13 protein-coding genes are annotated in these 18,175 nt (G+C 44.2%); all 13 read right to left on the reverse strand.

Annotated elements, in window-relative coordinates; all coding sequences use genetic code 11:
• Window positions 1-22: 22 nt before the first annotated feature.
• The 13 genes from L6I86_RS01645 to L6I86_RS01705 all read right to left on the reverse strand — a co-directional run bounded on the left by L6I86_RS01645 (window position 23) and on the right by L6I86_RS01705 (window position 18,156).
• A complete protein-coding gene (locus tag L6I86_RS01645) occupies window positions 23-685 on the reverse strand; it encodes an aspartate/glutamate racemase family protein (RefSeq protein ID WP_236284171.1) in 663 nt (220 codons plus the stop codon).
• Window positions 675-2,054, reverse strand: coding sequence for a sedoheptulokinase (locus L6I86_RS01650; RefSeq protein ID WP_236284172.1), 1,380 nt, complete (start codon window positions 2,052-2,054; stop codon window positions 675-677). Before L6I86_RS01650 ends, L6I86_RS01645 begins: the two co-directional genes overlap by 11 nt.
• Window positions 2,055-2,068: 14 nt before the next feature.
• Window positions 2,069-4,111 carry a hypothetical protein gene (locus L6I86_RS01655; protein ID WP_236284173.1) on the reverse strand — a complete coding sequence of 681 codons (2,043 nt, stop codon included), beginning with the start codon at window positions 4,109-4,111 and terminating at the stop codon, window positions 2,069-2,071.
• Window positions 4,111-5,379: an amidohydrolase family protein gene (locus L6I86_RS01660; protein ID WP_236284174.1), complete on the reverse strand. Its 1,269-nt coding sequence runs from the start codon at window positions 5,377-5,379 to the stop codon at window positions 4,111-4,113. Before L6I86_RS01660 ends, L6I86_RS01655 begins: the two co-directional genes overlap by 1 nt.
• A 67-nt stretch (window positions 5,380-5,446) precedes the next feature.
• Window positions 5,447-6,751 carry an ABC transporter substrate-binding protein gene (locus L6I86_RS01665; protein ID WP_236284175.1) on the reverse strand — a complete coding sequence of 435 codons (1,305 nt, stop codon included), beginning with the start codon at window positions 6,749-6,751 and terminating at the stop codon, window positions 5,447-5,449.
• 151 nt (window positions 6,752-6,902) lie between these two features.
• Window positions 6,903-7,754 (reverse strand): carbohydrate ABC transporter permease, encoded by an 852-nt coding sequence (locus L6I86_RS01670; protein ID WP_236284176.1) that lies wholly within the window; start codon window positions 7,752-7,754, stop codon window positions 6,903-6,905.
• Window positions 7,755-7,768: 14 nt separating this feature from the next.
• On the reverse strand, window positions 7,769-8,641 hold the full coding sequence (locus tag L6I86_RS01675; protein WP_236284177.1) for a carbohydrate ABC transporter permease: 873 nt from the start codon (window positions 8,639-8,641) through the stop codon (window positions 7,769-7,771).
• 16 nt (window positions 8,642-8,657) lie between these two features.
• Window positions 8,658-9,659: a LacI family DNA-binding transcriptional regulator gene (locus L6I86_RS01680; protein WP_236284178.1), complete on the reverse strand. Its 1,002-nt coding sequence runs from the start codon at window positions 9,657-9,659 to the stop codon at window positions 8,658-8,660.
• A gap of 422 nt (window positions 9,660-10,081) precedes the next feature.
• Window positions 10,082-10,891, reverse strand: coding sequence for a DeoR/GlpR family DNA-binding transcription regulator (locus L6I86_RS01685; RefSeq protein WP_236284179.1), 810 nt, complete (start codon window positions 10,889-10,891; stop codon window positions 10,082-10,084).
• A 434-nt stretch (window positions 10,892-11,325) separates the two neighbouring features.
• Window positions 11,326-13,923, reverse strand: coding sequence for a glycoside hydrolase family 2 protein (locus L6I86_RS01690; RefSeq protein ID WP_236284364.1), 2,598 nt, complete (start codon window positions 13,921-13,923; stop codon window positions 11,326-11,328).
• Window positions 13,924-13,939: 16 nt separating this feature from the next.
• Window positions 13,940-16,375 (reverse strand): alpha-mannosidase, encoded by a 2,436-nt coding sequence (locus tag L6I86_RS01695; protein ID WP_236284180.1) that lies wholly within the window; start codon window positions 16,373-16,375, stop codon window positions 13,940-13,942.
• 44 nt (window positions 16,376-16,419) lie between these two features.
• Entirely contained in the window at window positions 16,420-17,145 is a 726-nt protein-coding gene (locus tag L6I86_RS01700) for an MBL fold metallo-hydrolase (protein ID WP_236284181.1), read from the reverse strand.
• 93 nt (window positions 17,146-17,238) lie between these two features.
• Window positions 17,239-18,156, reverse strand: coding sequence for a class II fructose-bisphosphate aldolase (locus L6I86_RS01705; RefSeq protein ID WP_236284182.1), 918 nt, complete (start codon window positions 18,154-18,156; stop codon window positions 17,239-17,241).
• Window positions 18,157-18,175: the final 19 nt, after the last annotated feature.

The following is an 18,175-nucleotide window of genomic DNA, read 5'->3' on the forward strand; positions in this document are numbered from 1 at the left end:
TTTTATATCTATATTTTATAGTTTAAAGCTGCTCCATTACTTCTTTGACACGCATCATACCTAAACGTGGACTACTCAGAAATTGCGCTTGCTCCTCTGGAGCAAACTGTGAAATGACTCTTGCCATGGAAGCTTGTGCAAGAACGACCAGATCCGTCTTAGCAGCAAGCTCGCGAAGAACCTCCGCTAATTCCACATCATGACCCTCTTTATCCCCAGCTATCAGCTTCTGATAAGCCGATTTAGCGACAACAGATTCAATCAGGACCGTCTTGCCACCTTCCGCGGCTTTATCGGAAATCAATCGTTTCGTCGGTTGAAGTGTCGTTTCAAGCGTTGCAGCAACACCGATGGTTTCGGCTGAACGAACTGCAAACTCCGCCATCGCATCATCAATTCGGATAATTGGAATGCTCAGCTCAGGACGTACTCGGGCAACGAGCTCACCAATCGACGAGCATGCACTCAAGATACAAGCTGCTCCTGCTTTCTCTGCAATGCGTGCATATTGACGGAAGCGATCTGCAATTTCATCGATTTGCCCTCCGTTTGCCGCAAGCTGTGGCAAGATGGAATCATCCACCCAGTTCATCACTTCAACGCCTGGCAGAAGCTCATTGGCTAACGCTTTTAAACTATCGACAGTAACGGGTGTTGTATGAATAATGGCAAGTTTAGGCTTCATTTGTATCGCTCCTTTGCACCCTTTGTAGTGCTACTTCATAGTTTCTATATAATCCACTAGCGACTGAAGCATGAATGGCTGCACCGAACGCTGCTTCTTCTTTCACCTTTCCAAAGGTAATGGGCAGCTGCCATTTCAACTGTGCTAGACGCTGCATCGCAACATTGTGGCGTATTCCGTTGCCGGATGCGACGATCCTAGTTAGCTTACTGAGAATAGGGTTAGGAAACTGCTGTGTAAAACCAACTAATTCATCTAGGATGCCATGAAGGAAACCAGCTGTTAACTGTTGGGGATTGAAATTATCTGCTCGAATACCTTCAATAAAACCCGTGGATTGCGGATTCTCCCTAGTTCCGAAAAACTGGGTTCCTACTCGCAACGGCGGGATCGAAATCGTTATCGCTTCCTCCGCTAAGCGATTCATCGTCTCGTAGAGTCGGCATTCATCTCCCTCAGCAAATGCACCGAGCACCGCTCGGAAAAATTGTTCCAACACTTCATACGATTTACCACCGCTAAGCGAAGCCCCAACAAGCAAATACCCGTCATCTACAAACGGTCGCGTATTCAGCAATGGACATTGTATAAATTCAGGAGTGTATACCGACACCTGCGAACCGGTTCCCACATTAACAAGTAAATTACCTTTGAAAGAGGGAACCGCCCCCAGGAAGCTTGCTTGATTATCGCCGATCGCACAGACGACTGTCTTCCCATCAACCGTTTCCCCAACAAGTTGTCCGTTGGTTGCAAGCTCTGGCAAGAAGCTGTCATCCATCCCTGCATCGCTTAGTTTCTCCTTGGCAAATCGCCCAGTCTCTAGCGAATAAAGGCCAATACTTGCGGCATTTGTGCGATCCATGAACGGGGCAGCTTCCCCGCAGAGCCTCATCGCCACATAATCCCCAATCGTGCATAGCTTAGCAGCACGCAATGGAATTTCATCTTGCTGCGTCATATAAAAGTGCGTAACTAGGCCAAATCCTGTATGCATGGGATAACCTGTCCAGTCAGTTAATGTTGCTGCATAGGTCAGACCTGAAGTAAAATGCAAATCGCCACGACCATCCTGCCAAGTAAAGAGTGGGCTAACAGCCCGACCTTCTTCGTTGACATAGAGCACACCGTGCATTTGACAGGAAATTCCAATGGACTGAACGTTTATCCAGTCTTCGTGACAATCTGCGATTAGAACACCGACTAGTTCTACAATCCTATCCGCATTTTGGGTACGTTCCCAAAATTCCAAGGAGGGCATGGCTGAATCATTTACTCTAGAAACAGTCCGTATAACACGTCCATCTTCGCTATTGATCACGATGATACAAATGGATGTTGTGCCAATATCAATACCAGCCACATACATAGGGAGTTCTCCCTTCATCGATCGTTGAGATCTAGCTCATGTTCATAGGAAAGGGAAGCTTGTGACGCATATAAAATTAATCCAATGCACCAAGAATGGGACAACGTAAGCATCATGCCTTTGGGCTGAAAGCAATTGGTATTGTAGAACCTTTCGGTTACCATCCCTTTATAAGCATTGAAATCGCCATCTTCCCTTGCAATAAATTGCAAGAAACAAGAGATATGATCACGTGTACGATCGAGATAATAACGGTCACCTGTATACGTCCAAAGTCGTAACATCTCCGGTACGGCAAACAATCCATAATTGTGCAAGTGCTGGTTGGATGTCGATGCCTGATCCGCACCGCGTGAACAGTAATCGTATTGGGCAAGCAGGGAGTGCTTAGGGAATTGTAGATTATACGTCCAGCGGAATGTCATCATCCAGTCAGCTGCGCTTGACGCAAGCTCTAACCAGAGTGGTTGACGATTCCACTCATACAACAACACATACGAAACGACCGCATTGTAAGCATCTTCTGAAGTTGGTGTTAAATGAACGTCTTCTGGGGCACCATAGATGTACTCATCACGTATGAAACGTTCATAGTAGCTCCCTCCACGAACCGCAGCAGCAGAGAATGTCTCCTCTGCGAAGTAAGCAGCTCCTTCCAGTAAGGCAGCTATCCAAAGCATGCCGCCTGCGCCGTCCCACTCTTGCACTTCGCCAGTCTCACAATCGTAATAAGAGCCGAAGTTCCCATCGGAGCGTTGATGCGCAGTTGCATATCGAAGGTTGGACAGCACGGCGTGCTCCCAATCCGGATGTTCGATTCCTGCTTCTCTCTCGAATGCTAACGCCCGAACCAGGAATAGGGTTGCTTCCGATACTGTTCTTGCTTGAAGCCAAGTTCGTTTGGGATTCCAGCCAGCTGTCCAACCTCTTCCCAGCTCCCAGGAAGCCCAGAAAGTTCCGCTTGGCGCAAGCCCTGTAGCAATCTTGTTCAGGACTGCAATACCTGCATCCGTATAGGAAGCATTATTTATTCTTCTGCCGTACGTTAGTAATGCATAAGCATAAGGCACACCGCTTACCCAGCTGACATGCATATGCGGACGATCGCCCATACCTTTGACATTGTTGTTGAACTCTCGATCGAATGCCGCTGTTTCCCTTAAGATGTCGTTCTCTCGATCATAGTGCCATTCGTATAGTCCATGTGCGGTTAATTCTGCTGCTTGTTCTAAGCCCATCCATGGATTAAGTCCGTGATCCTTACGATGAATGGCATACATTTGACGAACAAAAGGATTATAACTATGTGGATCAGGTGTGCCCGCATACACATATAAATGAAGCTGAACTTGCTCACCTGGTTGGAAAGTATGCATAACGAGATCGGCAGGCGCTGGCACTGCGTTACCAATGAACGTGACCGGTTCCTCTCTGTAAGGGAAGTTAAGCCAAATCTCCGTACCCGATGCATTGCCTCGGAAGCCCAACCCACTAAGTCCAAGCGGGGACATTTCATCCGTACAAAGAGCACCGCACATGCCATCATTCCAAGCGAATACCGCAGGTAGAGCTGCACGGTCTGCACGGAAGGACCAATAGTCGGAGACCATTTGCTGAGGGTCTCCACCCTTAAAGTCATAACGCGGATAAGGACGCAAGTTCTTTTCAAATCGATTTTCTTTATAAAAAGCGCCCGGAATCATCCAATCCGGTTTACCCGCTCCTTCTAGCTGACAGCCAAACTGCAGGTTAACAGCAGAGGCTTCCTTGCCTGTATACTGAACATCTATAAAAACTTCGTAGTAGCTGCAAATATCGCTGTTTTGCTTCCAGCTGGAACTTACTTGAAAGTTCTCTGATTGCCCCGACACCTGAAATCCATCGGCTATCGACACTGCTTCACGCACAGGAACAATTTCTTTACCTCCGTTACGATCACTCACTGTTAATAATTGTGTAAACGATAGACTTGCTTCTTGCATGGATTCAGCGCGCATAATCTGAAATGCCTTCGTTCCACTTTTAGAACCGTCGTCCGCTACCTTCCACTGCATCATCACTGAACCTCCATGCCCTTCAGCTTATATATGTCAATTAAGTTCGTGCGGAAAATGCGATCGGCAAATGTCATCGCTTCGGATTCGTCAAGTGCGCTCTCGGCCACTTTTTCACTCAGAACATCTGCCACGACTTTCCTAGCCAACTTCTGATGCGCATAGGTGCCTTCGATAAAGTTATAATCGCCGCCAAAACCTTGTATTTTCGTCATAGGTACCATTTCAATGAATCCATGCAATATTTGTTTAGCTGCCGTAGGCGAAATAATATATACCCAAGTTAAATCGGCATACACGTTCTGGAAATTCTTCACGATGCTTAGATAAGGTAGATAATATGGATAGCCGCTGTGGAGCAGAACGAAATTCGTATCTTTGTATTCCAGCAACAATGGGATGAGCAATTCCACATTCGAGTTCGTGATGGTATTCCCATTGGATGAAACACTGACTTCATGGTGCCCTGTATGAATTTGAATGGGGAGACCGTAAGCCGTTGACCGTTGGATGATAAAATGAATCAAATAATCCTGCAGCGCCTGGGTTTCCGCTTGTGAAAGCGGCTCATCCAGCTTACAGCCCATTAGGCGATTAAAAGCTAGCTCCGCTTCATGAAAAGTCGGCTTTCCAGAAGCAAGGGAGCGCCAGTATGCATGCCCGAACTTCGTTGCAACCATGCCTTCCTGGACATATTTATGCAATAAGGTATCCACTGCATCTAAGTATTGGCTCAAATGATAGACGGTGACACCTGCCATCCGCTCAACAGTGGTAATATCCTTTAATGTTCGCAATTTGAAAGTGAAATCCATAAACATAATGGGACGAAAACGTTCGTATTCCAATTTCGTGGTTTGTATGAGTGTAAAAGCAAGATCAATACCAGACTTTTGGGCCATGACATGCTCATACCAATCAGGGTTGTGTGAGGCTTGCACGACTTTTTCGTTCGTCTCAAGTAAATTTTTCACGTTCCACTCGCTTAGACCATATAAATCTTCCATCGCTGTCCGAAACATCCGGGCATACGTTGTATTTTTTGTTTTATGCCAATAGTCCATAAATATCGAAGCTTTTTGTTCTACACTTATGGAATTTTGTCTTCCTAAAGCACCTAATTTCATGCCTGCGCTATGAAAATCCGAGTCCAAATAATGCAAAAGAGAGAATAAATCATGATTTTCATTTTTACGAATTTGCGGTGTTGCCAGATGTTCATGACCGTCAATGATGCGGATTTGGTTAACATAATCATGGAAGATGCTCATTAGCAGGTCTCTCTCCTTCTAAATATGCAGCTGCTTCTTTCGAAGCAGCCACTTTCTATATTTGCCATTACTGTAGTTCTGGGAACGCCGCTTTCACTTCTTTTTGGAAAGCTGCTACAACATCCGCATAGCTTTTGTTGTCAGTAATCCCTTGACCAGCTACTTTTCTCCAAGTACTAAGGATGGAATCGCTATATTTGTCGGACTTAATAACGGGCATCGACTTCATCATGGTGTAGTAAGGCTGAAGCACTTTCTGATCACCAGTAAGAGGAGATGTATATTTATCTACATTTGCATCATAAACGCTTTGAAGTGCTGGCAAGTTCCCTCTCGCTAGCAAATCTGCATTCTGCCATTCCGCACTTGCAGAGAACTTGATAAACTCATTTGCGATGTCTTTATTAGTCGTCTTATTGTAAATGGCGCGGAATGTTCCGCCGTTGTAGAAACCTTCCGGTGTTTTGGCAACGCCAAATTTACCTACCGCTTTATTATCTTTATTGCCAATCATGAACGATGCCCAAGCTGGCATGGCAACTAGAACAACACTGCCATCATTAAGCGCATTCCCCCAGCCTGCTGACATAAACGGAAGTTTAGCATCTACGTTGTTTGCGCGAATATTTTTCTGGGTGTTATATACTTTTTCCCACTTTGCATCGATATTTAATTTGCCATTCACATAGAAAGGTTGTGTATTGTAACTAGCAATGTCAAACAAATCACCCGTATTCGCAATCAAATGAACTTTGCCATCGCTATCTTTGGCTACTTTTTTACCAAGCTCAATGATTTTATCGTAGCTGTTCACCATTTCGCTGATTTGTGTTGGATCATCTGTTCCTAGGAACTTTTTCGCATTTTCTTTCAAATACCAGAAGCCGCCTGGAGAGGATTGGTCCGAGATCGCTTTGATTTTGCCATCTGATGATTTACCAAGCTCTGCAACGTATGGAATGTAGTTCTTAACAAGATCATTCGCACCAATTGGCGTCAGATCCATCAAAAATGGGGATTCTATGAATTTCCCAACATAGCTTCTTTCAAGGTCAAGCACATCGGGTACATCCTTGCCTGATTGTAAGGCAGACAACAATTTGATTTGATACTGATCGCCTGGGAACACCTTTACATCAACTTTTACATTTGGATATTTCTTTTCAAATGCTGTTGCAATCCCCTTTGTTCCATCGAAGAATGTCCATAGGGAAAGCGTACCCGAGAGCTTAGCCGGATCTACCGGTGCAGCTGTTGCCGCGGGACTGGTCGTCGCCGAATTATTCGTGTTCGATTTCGCTCCACATGCTGTCAAAACCCCTGTTGTGAGTACTGCTGTCATTAAAATAGATGCCCATTTTTGTGCTTTCAAGAGATATCGCCCCTTTGAAGTAAGTTGTATTGGTAGATCTACTGGCTTAGGAAATGAGAACAATGGCTTTGTTCCTATAGGATGAAAACGAATAGGTTAAGAACTTTCCTAACAAAATCTATCGAGCATCACTCCTCTCAATGCCTCTTAGTTATCCCTTAACAGCACCGGCTGCGACTCCGCTAATAATGCGTTTGGACATAAAAGAGAAGAAGACCAAAATCGGCACGACCGAGATCACGATCCCTACATATTGAGCACCAAAGTCAGAAGAAAACTGCGATTTGACACTCGCGATCATGACAGGCAACGTCTGCATATCGCTATCGAACAAAATAATCATAGGCACTAAGAAGTCATTCCATTTGCCAATAAAAGCAAAGATCGCTAACGTCGCAAGTGCTGGACCCATTAAGGGTAAAATAATCCGATGGAAAATTTGCATTTCGCCATATCCATCGATTCTGCCAGATTCGATAATCTCATTAGGCACTGAAGTATCAGCGAACTGTTTCACTAGGAAAATCCCGAAAGCGTTGTAAATCGAAGTAAGCAAAAGTGGATAGTACGTGTTTAGCATGTGAAAGACATCCATTAATTTATAAAATCCGATAATCCCTAACTGCCCAGGAATCATCATCGTTGCAAGCGTAATCATGAACAATACGCCTTTGTAGCGAAAATTGTATTTAGAAAAACCGTATCCAGCCAATGCAGCAAAATACACATTAATGAGGGTTGCTGTTACCGTGATGAAAACGGTGTTACCCAAACCTCGCCAAATGTTAACGGTCTCATTCAAGCGATGATAGTTCACTAAGAATTGATTGCCGGGTACAATCAACAGCTTCCGAGCAATGTCTGAGTTCGTATGTGTGGAAGTAATGAGCATGCTGTAGAAAGGAAGCAAACAAGTCAAAGCTATTGCAAGTAAGCCTACATAGATGATGATTTTCAAAACAAACAGATGAAGCTCAAACGGTTTCTTTTCACTTCTAACCAATGGATTGTCACCCCTTACTCATTTAGCTTGGAAGCTTTCGCTGTAATTGCCGTCAAAATCATGACAACAACGAAAATACCATATGCGACTGTCGCTCCATAGCTGTAATTGAAATTTTTGAACGCTGTCTCATACAAGTACATAACCATGGTTCTCGTTGTATTGTCAGGCCCGCTGCCTAGCATTAATGGGGCATCAAACAATTGCAGCCCACCGATTACAGAGGTAATGAAAGTAAATAGTAATACCGGACGCAGTAAGGGGAGCGTTATAAACAGGGTGCTTTGCCATTTGTTTGCACCATCGATCTTGGCTGCTTCATACACTTCATCCGAAATGGACTGTAAACCAGCGATAAATACAATCAAATTGAACCCGAAATATTGCCAGCAAATGACACCGGATACAATCGTACGTGACCACCAAGGACTGCTAAACCAGTTCACAGGTTCACTGACAATCCCTAGATCCATCAGCACCTTATTCACCGAACCTGTCTGCCAATCGAACATTAAACTGAACATGACTCCGAGCGTAATAGGCGTAATGATGTGCGGAAAGTAGTACACAGCACGGAAAAAGTGCTTACCACGAATCCACTTCTCATTCAAAATAATCGCAAGTACAAGTGCAATGATCAGCTGTGGAACAATCGACATGAGCCAGATAATCATCGTGTTCCCTATCGTTTGATAGAAGTACGTATCATGTAAAAGCCGTGTATAATTCGCAAAGCCGATATAAATTGGATCCGAAAATCCATCCCATTTGGTAAAACTCAAATAGAACGTATATAAAATGGGGATCAAACCAAAAATACCAAAACCAATAAAAAATGGCGCTATAAAGAGATATCCGTAATTCGACTTATTGATTTTTGAAATCATCGCTCACAACCCTTTTCTAAAGTGTGGTACAAGATTGACGAATGATCAGCGTTGGTTTATACAAATGGGCTGTACAGTCTACTTCTTCCGTGCCTTCGATTTGGGCAAACAGCCCTTCAGCAGCCTTAATTCCTACCTCTTGCAGCGGCTGGCGAACGGTTGTCAACTTGGGAGACACCCAACTTGATAACGTGATATCGTCAAAACCGACGATGGACAGCTGGTCAGGAACTTGAATTCCTGATTCTTGTATCGCGCGAAGTGCACCAATCGCAGTTTCATCACTGGAAGCAATGACGGCTGTGAATCCTTCTTGTTTCAATAGCTCTTTCATCGCTTCATAACCGCCTTGATTGGTCCAATCCGAGCTCACAATCCACTCCGGCCGGCATTCCATTTGTAATTCGTTCATTGTTTCATGTAGGCCCTTCAACCGATACTTGATCGGTCCCATATGAGCAGGACCTGAGATATAAGCGACACGTCGATGCCCTAATCCGTATAAATAAGTAACCAAATCTGAAACCCCAGATGCGTTGTCGATATCAACCGAAAATAACCCGTCCAATTCCCCATGATCGCCAATTAAGGCAAGTGGATACGGCACTTCCATCATTTGCTCCAGATCCTTTTGATCTCTTTTCTGGAAGCTAAGTAGAATAATACCGTCAACATGTCCTTCATATAGCAGATGTAGGAATGAAGCTTCTTGTTTAGAATTCGATGTTCCACTATAAAAAATACAATTGTATCCTTTTTTATTTGCAACGGCTTCTATGCCTCGAATAATGCCAGAGTAAAATATGTTCGAGATGTTATCGACAACGATACCGATTGTATTCGTCCGACTCATCACTAGTCTTCGTGCATTTTCATTCCGATGGTAATTCAGTGAGGAGATCGCCTTCTCTAAAGCTTCTTGTGTGTCTTTCTTAACTTTCTGTCCATTTAAATAGCGCGAAACCGTGCTCTTTGATGTATTTGCTACTCTTGCGACATCATGAATCGTTGGCCCCATCAATCTGCCTCCTATACGAATTGAATTTAGTTTATATGCGATGTGTTCTTCACTCGGGAACGTTCCCAAAATTAGGGAAGCGCAATCATTATCCTACCCAATAGACAGATTGTTTATTTCGGGAACGTTCCCATTTTTATCAAATTAAAAAGCATAATCTTCCGATTTGACTCATTTTCTAATTGGGATCGTTCCCATTTTACACTTAAAAAAAGACCAATCTGATGTTCAAGTCACGCTAAATTTCGGGATCGTTCCCAGAATCACTTGTGTCGTTTCTTCTTCTTCTTACATGTTATCGTTTTCAGCACAGAAAGTCAACGTTCAATTTCCACTCTTTCTACTTATCAAAATAAAAAAAAATTGAATCCTTTCAGATGCTCTCCAGCTTCTAAAAAGATCAATTTCCTAGTGTGTGCCTATTATCCTATCTCATCACCTTGCATCAAATGCTTCACAGGGCAGACCATCACTTGAACACCTGTTTGACTAATCTCTTCAAGAATACTGCTCTCAACCAAATCGCTCGTTACAAGGATGTCCACACCTTGAAAACTGGAAAACGAAATCAGTCCTTGTCGCTCAAATTTACTGTGATCGGCCACAATGACAATCTTCTGTCCAGCTGAAATCATAGCTCGTTTCACTTCAGCTTCGTAGAGGTCTGAGCTTGTAAATCCTTTACGCTTCGAGATTCCAGAAGCACCCAGAAATGAGAAATCCGCATTATACTTTTGTAATTCTAGCTCTGCCTGCGGCCCTACAAGGCTCATTGATTTCTTAATTAGCTTTCCACCGATTACAAAGACAGAGGCATCTTCATTCTGGCTACTTTCCTCTGCTACATTCAACCCGTTCGTAACAACCATTAAATTAGGGACATGACGTAAGTATCGAGCCACGCACCAAGTCGTTGAGCCCGAGTCCAGAATGACAATTTGTTGGCCTTCTACCAATGAGGCTGCCATCTTCCCTATAGCATCCTTCTCCTCGTAGAATTGAAACTTCCGCTGTTCCACAGGAGCAATGATTTGGCCGTTATTTTGCAGTTCGTCTACCAGAATAGCGCCACCGTAGTTTTTTTGGATAATGCCTTCTTGCTCCATGAGATTCAAATCGCGTCGAATCGTTTCTTCAGAGACACTGAATTCTTTTACCAGATCAGCTACTTTGACACTGCGCTCCTGAAAAAGCATTTCTTTAATTTTGGTTCTACGGTGTATGGCAATCATGCCTAATCCCCCTCTAATCCTCGAATACCTTTTCTTATATATTGGAGATAGATCGACTACACGTCATATGATATCATTTGCGTATAACAGTGTTAGGCGCTCTCCACCCCATATAACTGGAAAAACTCCATCTATTTATCCATTCCCAAGCTTAACTTTTAAAATAAATGGAAAAAAAACATCTAATTCTCTGTTTTCTTCCGCTTTCGACGTACGATCTTTCAAATAACTGCTTTCCTACAGTTATTTGAAGTGTGCAAAAAGACGAAATTAGATGTATGTTATCCAGTTATTCAAATACTGGAGTGTGTCAGGGGACTTAACATAATTAGAATTATTCACCTATTATGCAGATTCTAATATCGCTTTTCTTTGAAAGGTTGTCAATAGACATCCTTGCAACACTTTCATATCATGCAATGAACTGGCATTTACTAGTTAAATAAGTGCTGAATAGGACTGTTCCACGCGGATAATTCAAGGTGTCGCTCTGATTCCTTCACAGCGCTCCACTGCACCTGAATTTGTTTACTTTTTCCTGGGAGTAAGTGGAAGTCATTATCGGAATAATAAACAAACCCCTCTGCCAGGATAGGACGTGAATCTTCAAGATGTGTATGAAAAGCTGCTTGTGTACCTATATTGGTAATCGTTAACTGCCAAAGCGCCCCACTTTCAAGATTAACTTTTTCCACTCGAATGGCGGTTTCCTGCATGGACAGCAACGGTACCAAATTCGCTGTTCCGCTAAACGGATATCCATTCTGACAAATGACTTCATTGGCATCATTCATAAGACTGATCCGTAAGAAGAAAACGTCCTCATGCAGCTCCTTCATGGGCAGTTCCATTGTCCCCAACCACTTGGCGCTGTTTGCCTCCACTTCTCCATGCCATACGGCTTCGGCATATACTTTCCCACTAGCACCAACTAAGCTCCAGTGAGAAGTTAAACCATCAAGTCTGCCCCTGTCTGTTTGAACAGCCCAGATATCTGCGTTGAACGTTTCCTGCTCTCCCCAAGCAATCCTAGCAAAGCTGGCGGATACTTGAATCGATTGATAGGCTCTAGCAACTGCATAGTACACAGGTTTAGGTATTGTAAAATAATCAAGCGCAGAAGTACAATATGCGTTCGGGTAGGGTTCATTAAACTGCCAAGGCAATGTACCGCTATTCTGCCACATCCTTCGCAGATTTGATTCCACGGCATATCTTAGTCCCTCTGCTTGCAGCAGCTGACTTGCACGTATAAGTTCAGCAGGCTCTGAAAGTTGATGACCGAAAGATGACTGAATCATAGGTTCATTAATCCACCATGAGCCGCGGTGAAAGTAAACTGGATTATCTCGTGTTGCTGGCCACTGTTTCGATTCGGAAATCGTATGTTGCAGTGTTTTGTGATGCGTCATTCCCTCTACGCCGAACTCACTATGGAGCAGCGAGGTGCCTTTATTATAGAGTTCATATTGCTTAGACAACCCTTGAAACTCCCAAGGGCCATGCACATCGTGCTGTCCGGTAGGGTCCTGCTCAATATTGATCAGGCTATTCTCAAAGCATCGCCCAGTTGGCGAAGTAGGCAGCCACAGCGAATCTGGATGCAAGGCTTCAACGACTTTTCGAAGTGCTTCTAGCACGGGCTCTTCATCGTCAAGTGGTCGATTTTCAAGATCCTGTAGCTCATTTCCCCCACACCATAGGACTAGGGACGGGTGGTTTCGCTTCCTCGGAATGATGTGTTCGGCTTCCTTAACCATCATCGCAATAAATCCCTCATCTTCACTCGGCTTGTTCGCAATACCTGAGCTGGATTGAATGAATTCCTGCCAAACCATGATACCATACCGGTTGCAGAGTTCGTAGAAAGCATCCTTCTCTATCAAACCCCCGCCCCAAACACGCAGCATATTAACTCCAGCTTGTTTGGCTAGCATTAAAAGCCTTTCTAACTTAGCGGATTGTTCCCGCCCATACATGACATCCATGGGCACCCAATTCCAGCCTTTGATGTAGGTTTTATGCCCATTAACGAGCAGTACATAAGGTCTAGCCGTAGGATCAGGTGTATCGTTACGCTGCCAATCCACTTCTCGAATCCCACAAACCGTTTCTTTCGAAGAGCTAAGTTGGTAACTTACTTTCCCATGTTCATCAAGAACTTTTTCATATATATGAAGCTGTACTTGGTACAGATGAGCCTTGCCAGAACCGTTTGGCTGCCACAGCCGAGGCTGGCTTAGAATCACAGAGGATGTGAGTACGGTTTCCCCTTTATTTACAAAATGATAATTGGACTCGGAGCTGATCATTTCATCACCTGATAAAATGCGAGTTTCTAACCGGATTTCAGTTGGGTTCCCCGTAGAAAAGGTAGAAGTTATCGTGAGATCAGCCTGCCTATACTCCTCAGAGAGCTGCGACCTCACATAAATATCCTCGATACGAATTGGACCCGTGACATCCAAATAGACATCATCCCATATGCCTTGGTGAATCATCCGCGGACAGAAATCCCACCAATACGTCATCCGACTTTTGTGTTCACGCACATAGCTCGTTTTGCTCACTTGCGGCTGCTCATCAGGTGCTTTTTCAATCACAACAGACAATAAGTTTTCTCCCCCATAGTGGAGAGTGTCCGTAACATCAAATACAGCTGCCGTAAACATCCCTTTATGGTGACCAAGCTTATTGCCATTAAGGAAAAATTGCGCTTCATAATCAACCCCTTTGAAGTGGAGCTGGATATGCCGCCCTAAAAGTGAAGCATCGATATTGAACGTTTTCTTATAGATCCAAGTGCGTTCTGGCACCCACTCCGCCAAGAGGCTATTTCGCTCAAAATATGGATCTGAAACCTCACCATTCTGCCAGAGATCATGGAGGACGGTTCCTGGAACCGTCCCCTGCCTCCACCAGCGATAATCCTTGGTTTGTGGTTTTTCTGCATTTCGCCAGATCCAATCCTCACCCAAGAAGTCTTTATAGAGCCAATCGCTGCCGTTTAAACTGATTCTCTTCACTTCCATCGTATCACCTACCGCCTTACCACTCAATGAGATCGGTTTCCGTAATGGGTAGGCTCGGATCGGCAGGAACTCGGAAAGTTTTAATTTCACATGGTCCAAAGCGAGCAGAAATTTCTCGATCCATTCTAGGCAATCGAATGATGGCCTCCGTTGTTTCTCGGGTTGTCTCATAGGCACGAATAATTAAATCGTTGCCTTCTTCAGCTTTTTTAACAACGCTGACAATGATATTATCCTGATCAACGGTCAAAAAAGAATCCTTTTGCGGAAGCTCACCTTCATGATAGGATTCGATAATCGTTGTCGGACGTTGATTCAATTCCATCGCATGCTTAACAGTGCCAGCCTGTTCCCAGCTTCCTTGGTGCGGCAAGATTCTATACGTAAAAGTCTGAATCCCTTGATCAATAAATGAATAGTGACCCTGAGGTTCAGGTACAACTGGATCATGGTGGGCATAAATCGGGCTGCGAAGCACCGTGATCGCTAACTCTTTATTCATAATACTGTAGCTGTACTTGGCATCATTCATCAACGACACACCGTAAGATGTCCCTCCATGTTCGCCTCCATCCCTTAAAATACCGCCATAATCAACCCAACTTTGACCTGGTTCTTCTTCCCCATTGTGTTCTCTTTCCTTGAAACCATAAGGAATTTCGTATGTTTGCTTCGTAAATATCAAGTTAACGGGGAATACCAGTTTCAACATCTTGAACTGCTCACGCCAGTCCACGGTCACTTTGACATCAATATAATCCAATTCTTTAAATAGGGTAAAATCCTGAACGATTGTAGAGCTGCCAAATTCACTTGATACGCGAATGACGGATTTAACAGGGCCATGTTCCACGCGTTGCACACTTGTCGCCATGAAATCACCAATTTGGTTATTAAAATGGAAGACATTATGACTCCATGTATCTGACTTATCTTCAATAACAACAGGTCTAGCTGCGGGACCGCGGAATACTTCATATTGTACTTTCTTATCAAGTAAGCTGGAAATGAACCCTGTCTTAGGATCGAACTCTAGACGGAGCCTGTCATTTTCCAAGGCAAAGTCGTTCGCTTTGATCGGTTGCGCTGCTAACTTGGGTTCCGAGGAAGTTGTCTTTACCTTATACACCCGATACCCCATGGAAGGCAGATCTGCTATAAAGCTTAGACGGAATCTTCCGCCTGCCGTTGCCTGTGATTGTACTAATTGGAAAGGAACCTGTTTACCCGTCTCATCAACCAGTACTGTTGTATCTTTAATCCCACCAACCTCAAGCTCTACATTCACTCGACTTTCCCATGAATGAGGATTGAATACGACGATCGGCTTCATGCCATCTTCTTGTTCAATGCCGATATTCCAAGAAAACGATTGAATCGCATAATTCAAGCCACGCTCTGCAATCGTCATGGCTTCTCCATGCATGTTACGCGCATCCTCGTAAGCCGATTCTAAACTAGTTCCAGCGAGAATATCGTGAAATTGGTTAAAAAGGACATTTTTCCAGGCACGGTGATAATCAGTCGGATAAGGTTGTCCCGTCACGATTTCAGCCAGAGATGACCATTTCTCCGCTGCAAGCAATGTATTCTCGGCTAGGCGGTTCCAATGCTTAATACCAGAATGAACCGCATAGCAGCCACTCGCATGGTGTTGTAAATCGTCGTGAACGACTGGAATCGGCAGATTCAAGGCTTCCATATCAGCGAAAAATTCATTCGGCGCAGCCATTTCCATCGCAGGAAATTCAGGAAGGGCATTCATCCGCTTGATGCTGTTGATATTTTCCTTCGTCGGACCACCGCCATGGTTGCCAACACCGTAGAATACCATCAAGTTGCCAAATGGATCCTTAAGCTCTTCCATACAACGGCGTACGTGCTTTTCCAAATCTTTGCCCCATGTGCAATACTCGAATGGAATCCGATACGTCATGACACGGCTGCCATCATCCGATTCCCAGTGAAACAGTCGACCTGGCAAGCCTTTCTCATTCGGCATGGGACGCATAAAAATATAATAAGGCATACCGCTTTTGAGCAAGATTTGCGGCAGCATGCCGTGGTGTCCGAAGCTGTCAACGTTATAACCAACCTTGGCCGTTACGCCCAATTTCTCTTTGAAATATCGCTGACCATATAAACCTTGACGGACAAACGATTCCCCGCCAGGAATGTTACAATCTGGTTGAATCCACCAACCGCCGACAATTTGCCATCGGCCTTCCCGAACACGTTCCTTAATCTCTTCAAACATTTTTCGGTCGCTGTTTTCAACCCATTCATAGTTCGCTGCAGAGCTGGAAGTGAAAATAAAATCGTCATATTCCTTCATGCGATCAAGAGCAGAACGAAAAGTTGCTTTCGTTTCCTGAAAACCTTCTTGCCATTGCCAAAGCCATACTGGGTCTAGATGGGCATTACCAATCATGTAAAGTTTTTTATGTTTCATCGATTTCCCCTGCCTTATATAATAATTTGTTTATTCCATGATGATTAGTATTGAAAGGTTTCATACATTGGTTTAAACCATGGGTTAAAATAAACGCCTAGCTGTTTTCTCGCTTCTGCTATCTTGGTTTTGGCATCATAAACCAGTGTCGGGGGCAAATGACCGAAGGTCATCAAGTCAAAATCATAGGTCAACAACTTATCCAAAGAATAGCCCCAGGCTTCAATATCCGATCCTACTTTGGCATGGTAGCCTCCCCACAGGGTATCCCCGGCAATGAGAACTTTGTGAATGCCGTCCTTTAGTAAAATAGATACACTTCCTGGGGAGTGACCTGGTGTATGAATGATTTCCAATGAGAACCTGCCAATTCTCAATACCTCGCCATCGACTAATGTTCGGTGAACCTGTAAAGCAGGAAAAGGCATACCATATAGAAAAGCACCCGTTCGGTCATAATTCCCTAGTTCTACCTGCTCCCGATCATCTTCATGAATCCAAAATTCTGCTCTACTCTCCTTAGCTAACTGAGCATACCCTGATACATGATCCCAATGACCATGAGTCGCTATTACTTTCGTAATATCCTGCGGCTGAAGTCCAAGCTCCCCTAGGTTGCGCTTCAGTGCGGGATAGCCTTCCGAACTTCCACAGTCAATCAGCACAGGATCACTCCCGGTAAGTAAATAAGCACTTGCATCCCATGGATGTGTCAGCTTATCTCCAGAAATGACGTAGAAATCTTCGGCAAATTTGACTGCTTTTAACATGGGGTCTCCTCCTTATATAAAAATAACCCGAGACGCTAGTCTCAGGTCGGGACATTGCCTGCTCAACTAGCGTCTAGTTTTACTCCAATTCCATTAAACAAAATGGTCTGCTTGAGCCTTACTTCCTAGGAAATGACTCATTTTATCAATGACTGTGTCTTCTACAGCCGCTCGGCCTTTTTCCAAAAGCGAGGATTCCAGCGCCTGACATTCTGCATTCGTCAGCCTTTCTTCACGTCCTAGTGCTCCTAAGAAAGCAATTTCAAGATCCGTTGCGATATTCACTTTACTCACACCACCGCCTGGAAGACGAATGGCTCCTGCCATCATGGCAGCTGGCACACCGGACCCGCCGTGTAGTACGAGATGGACAGGTGTAAGTGAACGAATCGCCTGCAGTCGATCAATGTCAATCTTAGGCTGTCTGACCATGTAGACACCATGGGCAGTTCCGCAAGAAACAGCCAGCGCATCAATATTCGTTTCTCGTACGAAACGTTGTGCTTCTTGTGGGTCGGTATATAACTCCTCGTCTTTATCCGTCTCCACAAAATCTGTCGTTCCGATCATGCCAAGCTCAGCTTCAACGGAAACACCTTTAGCACGGGCATATTCGGCAACCTCCCGAGAAATGACGATATTCTCTTCTAAGTTCTTTTCAGAGGCATCAATCATAACGGAGGTAAAGCCTGCGTCAATCGCTTCCGCAATGGTTTCTAACTCCTTGGTATGATCCAGATGCAGGACAAGAGGTACGGTGATGCCCTCGGTTACCACTTTTTCATAAAATTCATCAGCAAACTCTTTCGGTGTAATCCCATATCGGATCAATTCTTTGTGCGAGATTTGGACAATTGCCGGTGATTTCATTTTCTCAGCTGCTCTTAAAACTGCCGCAATCATCGGTGTATATCTAGGTGAAAATGAGCCAATGGCGAACCCGTATTTTTCAGCTACCTCTAATGCTTGTTTAAGTGTAAGAACGTTCTTCGGTCTAATTCCAGTTGTCATGGTAATCTCTCCCTTATCT

Origin of the sequence: Paenibacillus allorhizoplanae, assembly GCF_927798215.1 — a bacterium.
GTDB lineage: Bacteria > Bacillota > Bacilli > Paenibacillales > NBRC-103111 > Paenibacillus_E > Paenibacillus_E allorhizoplanae.